The following is a 4199-nucleotide window of genomic DNA, read 5'->3' as shown; positions in this document are numbered from 1 at the left end:
GGCGATCGCCTAAATTAGTAGGCACTATATATAGTGTCTTTGCGTAAGTCCTGATAAATAGACATTTACTGTGATATAATAGATTTATGTTTAACTTATTAAACTATTAAAAGAGGTGGCCGATAAATTGAAATGAAATCAATAAAGACTAAACTAAAAGTTAATAATAAACAAAAAACAATACTTGCCAAACACGCAGGAGTAGCTCGTCATGCTTATAACTGGGGACTAGAAACTTGTATTTCTGAATACGAATCAACAAAAAAATTCAAGAGTGCTATCACTTTACATAAACGTTTAATTGCTGAAGTAAAAAGTAAAAACCCATGGTATTATGAAGTGTCAAAGTGTGCTCCCCAGCAGGCTTTAAGAGATTTAGAGAGGGCATTTAAAAACTTTTTGACTATTCCTAAACGTGGATTTCCGGTCTTTAATAAAAAAGGTAGAAAAGACAGTTTTTACTTAGAAGGTAGTATTAAGATTATTCAAGGAAATTACATACAACTACCAAGAATAGGAATAGTAAAAACTTATGAAATCTTACCATCTGTACCAGTAAAAAATGTGAGAATATCAAAAAAAGCAGATAGTTGGTACATCAGTTTTAAATATAATTTTGAATCCTATCCAACAGAAAAAGTAGGAGAAACTATTGGTGTAGACATAGGCATAAATACATTAGCAACCTGTTCTGATGGCAGTAAATTTGCCAATGTCAAAGCCTACAGGCAAGCCAAAAAACGATTAGTTCGTCATCAACGTGCAGTCAGTAAAAAAGTTATTGGCTCCAAAAACCGACGCAAAGCAGTAAAAAAATTAGCCAAAGTTCACAAGAAAGTTGCTGATATCAGAGTAGATGCTCTACATAAACTCACGACATGGTTAGCTAAAAACCACAGCACCATAGTAATTGAGGATTTGAATGTCAGTGGAATGTTGAAAAATCATAAATTAGCAAGTGCTATAGCAGACTGTGGATTTTATGAATTTAAGCGTCAACTTACATACAAATGTGAATGGTACGGCAGTGAATTAGTCATAGCTGATAGATTTTATCCAAGTTCTCAAATATGTTCAAACTGTGGGCATCAACAGAAAATGCCGTTGCACTTGAGAACTTATGAGTGTAGTGAATGCGGTTTGGAAGCTGACAGAGATTTTAACGCTGCTGTCAACCTGAAAAACTATGTGCATCAGTAGCTTGAGTTCCAAGCGAATTTAAGCCTGTGGAGAGAATAAGTTACAGACTGCGGTCAGTGGTTCTCACAGAAGCAGGAAGCTAGCTCCAAAGCTCATGCAATCGTGTATGGGTAAGTTTGGGTAAGTTTAGTAGAACGGTGCGACCTTCTTTGTCAAAGGTTAAACTGCGACTGAGAGTGTAGGTTTGCCCGTCTATAACGAAATCCATTGTGGCATTTTGCATCCGACCGTTACTGTCATAATTAGCTTGGACTTCGTTACCGCGACTGTCTGTCATCTTAATGGGGTTGCCTTTGTTGTCATATTCCCAGAGGGTGACTTGTCCGTCGGGAGCTACTTGACGAGTGGGTTTTCCGGTACTGTCGTATTCGTAAGTTGTGGTTAAACCATCGGTATCGGTACTTTCGAGCAGGTTGCCACGACTATCATATTTGAATGACATTGATAACCCTGTGGGAGAGACGATGGAGAGGGGTTGACCGTATTGGTTGTAGTTCATGTGGGTGATGTTGCCATCTCCGTCTTCTAGGGTCAGGATGTTCCCTTTACTGTCGTAAGTGTATTTTGTAATGACTCCATCGGGGTCAGTTTCGCTCTTGAGGTTATTGTCATTATCGTAGGTACGTTGGGTAATTCCTCCTTCTGCATCGATTTCTGTAATTATGTTGCCACGTTCGTCGTAGATATAGGTGGTGGAATTGCCTAGAGCGTCTTTGGCGGAATAATTGCAGAAAAATCAAGGGACACTTCACACCGAACTAATTTTGCTACTTATGTACTAATAATGAGAAAACCATTTTCAACTTTAATACTTTTCAGATTTTCTAATACTTTTTGAATGCTCTGTCTTTCTAAATCACTTAATTCTTCAATGGGTTTATTATAAGGAGCAAGCAAAATAAACTCTATTAAGTTATTTCCGAATAGCAGAGGATAATCTCTTCTTTCATCAGAAAAATTTACATAAGAAACGTCTACATTAAATATTGTTAAACGGTGTGTTTTTTCTTGAATAACTCCTGATTCTATTGTTATGTTAAGTTTTGTTTTGCTATAGCTATAAAGGTATTTTCTCAGTTTTAAAAGTAACATAAATGCTGAAATTCTAAGACTTTTGTGAATCAAAATGTCATCTTGAATTTCATAACTTTCAGGGAAAGTATTCACTTTTATGAAAATATTAAGTTGAGAATAATTCTCGTAGGTAGGTTGCAACAAAGAGTTTAGTTCTCGACTACTCAAAGTTAAGTCAGTTTTTCGGCCTTTTTCTGCTGTTTTAGTAAATTTTGAAACAGTTTCTATTACTTTTCTATAATCTTCTGAAGTAATTGTACTTAAATTTTCCGGTAAATCTGCTTGTAAATTTATATTATGTTGCTCAAGAAAACTAATAGTGCAATGATCTAAGTTTCCTATTGCAATCATTCGTAAATGAGACCATATTTGGTTAACAGACATTTTTGCTATTTCCTCCATTATTTTGAAACAACTATAGCATTAAATTTTAATCACCAGAAGATTTACATCATAGAGGAGACACTTCAACAAGTGCCAAATGACATCTCTAAAAATCTCTAATCAAAACTAATTTTGCTACTTATGTACTAATAATAATAAAACCATTTTCAACTTTAATACTTTTCAGATTTTCTAATACTTTTTGAATGCTCTGTCTTTCTAAATCACTTAATTCTTCAATGGGTTTATTATAAGGAGCAAGCAAAATAAACTCTATTAAATTATTTCCAAATTGCGGACGATAAGTTATTGTTTCATTAGCAAAATGAGAAACGTCCATATTAAATATTGTTAAACAGTATGTTTTTTCTTGAATAACTCCTGATTCTATTGTTATTTTAAGTTTTGTTTTGCTATAGCTATAAAGGTATTTTCTCAGTTTTAAAAGTAACATAAATGCTGAAATTCTAAGACTTTTGTGAATCAAAATGTCATCTTGAATTTCATAACTTTCAGGGAAAGTATTCACTTTTATGAAAATATTAAGTTGAGAATAATTCTCGTAGGTAGGTTGCAACAAAGAGTTTAGTTCTCGACTACTCAAAGTTAAGTCAGTTTTTCGGCCTTTTTCTGCTGTTTTAGTAAATTTTGAAACAGTTTCTATTACTTTTCTATAATCTTCTGAAGTAATTGTACTTAAATTTTCCGGTAAATCTGCTTGTAAATTTATATTATGTTGCTCAAGAAAACTAATAGTGCAATGATCTAAGCATTGTATAACAGGCATTTGCAAATAAGGCCATATTTGCTTGATAGACATTTTTGCTATTTCCTCCATTATTTTGAAACAACTATAGTATTAAATTTTAATCACTAGAAGCTTTACATTATAAAAGCTACAGAGATTAAAAGTACAATTGCATACTACAACAATTTATTGACTATTCTCAATAATAAGTAGCTATGTCATAAACTTTTTTCTTTGAAAAATTAGTTGTAGTATGTTTGTGGTGTAGAATGTAGATTCTACTGTTGAGGTCTTCTAAAAATGATAAGATGCGCCCCACAAAAATTGGAAACTCAACCTGGTATATGGAGTTGCGAGATTAGAATCAGTTGCAAAACCGTTACCTGAACCGAGTTTTAAAGAATATGCATCATTTTGCATGGGAATCCTGAAATTACCGTTGTAACCCCATAGCCATCGTATTCCGTCTAACCTAAAGTCTCCTGCTAATTCGTCAGGAGGAGTTTTCCTCTTCAGAGGAGACACTTCAACAAGAAAATCTAACGATAATTTACTTGTTGTATTTTCATTCGCCTGATCTCCTCGACCTTCGAGCCCAATACTAACTCCTGCTCCGAAACCTGAAAGTTTATATTCCCTTTCTATACTGCCGTTTTCTGCATTTACTTCTCCCTGAACAAGTAAAATATCTACAAATGGAATATGAGGACCGAGACTAGAATCCATAAGATTTAATTTTATTTCTCCAGTCCACACATCGCTAAGTCTGTCTTCTAAAATTTTGGCGATCGTA

The 4199-nt window shown here is 34.0% G+C and carries 5 protein-coding genes; 1 reads left to right on the top strand and 4 read right to left on the bottom strand.

Going from position 1 to position 4199, the window contains the following annotated elements:
• The first annotated feature begins 132 nt into the window (after window positions 1–132).
• Window positions 133–1200 carry an RNA-guided endonuclease InsQ/TnpB family protein gene (locus AC3DU7_RS26945; protein ID WP_488042341.1) on the top strand — a complete coding sequence of 356 codons (1068 nt, stop codon included), beginning with the start codon at window positions 133–135 and terminating at the stop codon, window positions 1198–1200.
• 79 nt (window positions 1201–1279) lie between these two features.
• On the opposite strand, the gene AC3DU7_RS26940 is transcribed toward AC3DU7_RS26945, so the two are convergent.
• The 4 genes from AC3DU7_RS26940 to AC3DU7_RS26925 form a co-directional block, all read right to left on the bottom strand.
• Window positions 1280–1885 carry a hypothetical protein gene (locus tag AC3DU7_RS26940; protein ID WP_488042342.1) on the bottom strand — a complete coding sequence of 202 codons (606 nt, stop codon included), beginning with the start codon at window positions 1883–1885 and terminating at the stop codon, window positions 1280–1282.
• Between the two features lie 86 nt (window positions 1886–1971).
• The gene (locus AC3DU7_RS26935; RefSeq protein ID WP_488042340.1) at window positions 1972–2658 is read right to left on the bottom strand and encodes a hypothetical protein; all 687 of its coding nucleotides are present in this window, start codon (window positions 2656–2658) and stop codon (window positions 1972–1974) included.
• 139 nt (window positions 2659–2797) lie between these two features.
• Entirely contained in the window at window positions 2798–3478 is a 681-nt protein-coding gene (locus tag AC3DU7_RS26930) for a hypothetical protein (protein WP_488042339.1), read from the bottom strand.
• A 222-nt stretch (window positions 3479–3700) separates the two neighbouring features.
• A partial coding sequence (locus tag AC3DU7_RS26925; protein WP_488042338.1) for a hypothetical protein occupies window positions 3701–4199 on the bottom strand: 499 nt, incomplete at its 5' end.

It is taken from the genome of Okeania sp., assembly GCF_983059655.1.
This window is presented reverse-complemented; position numbering and strand designations above follow the sequence as displayed.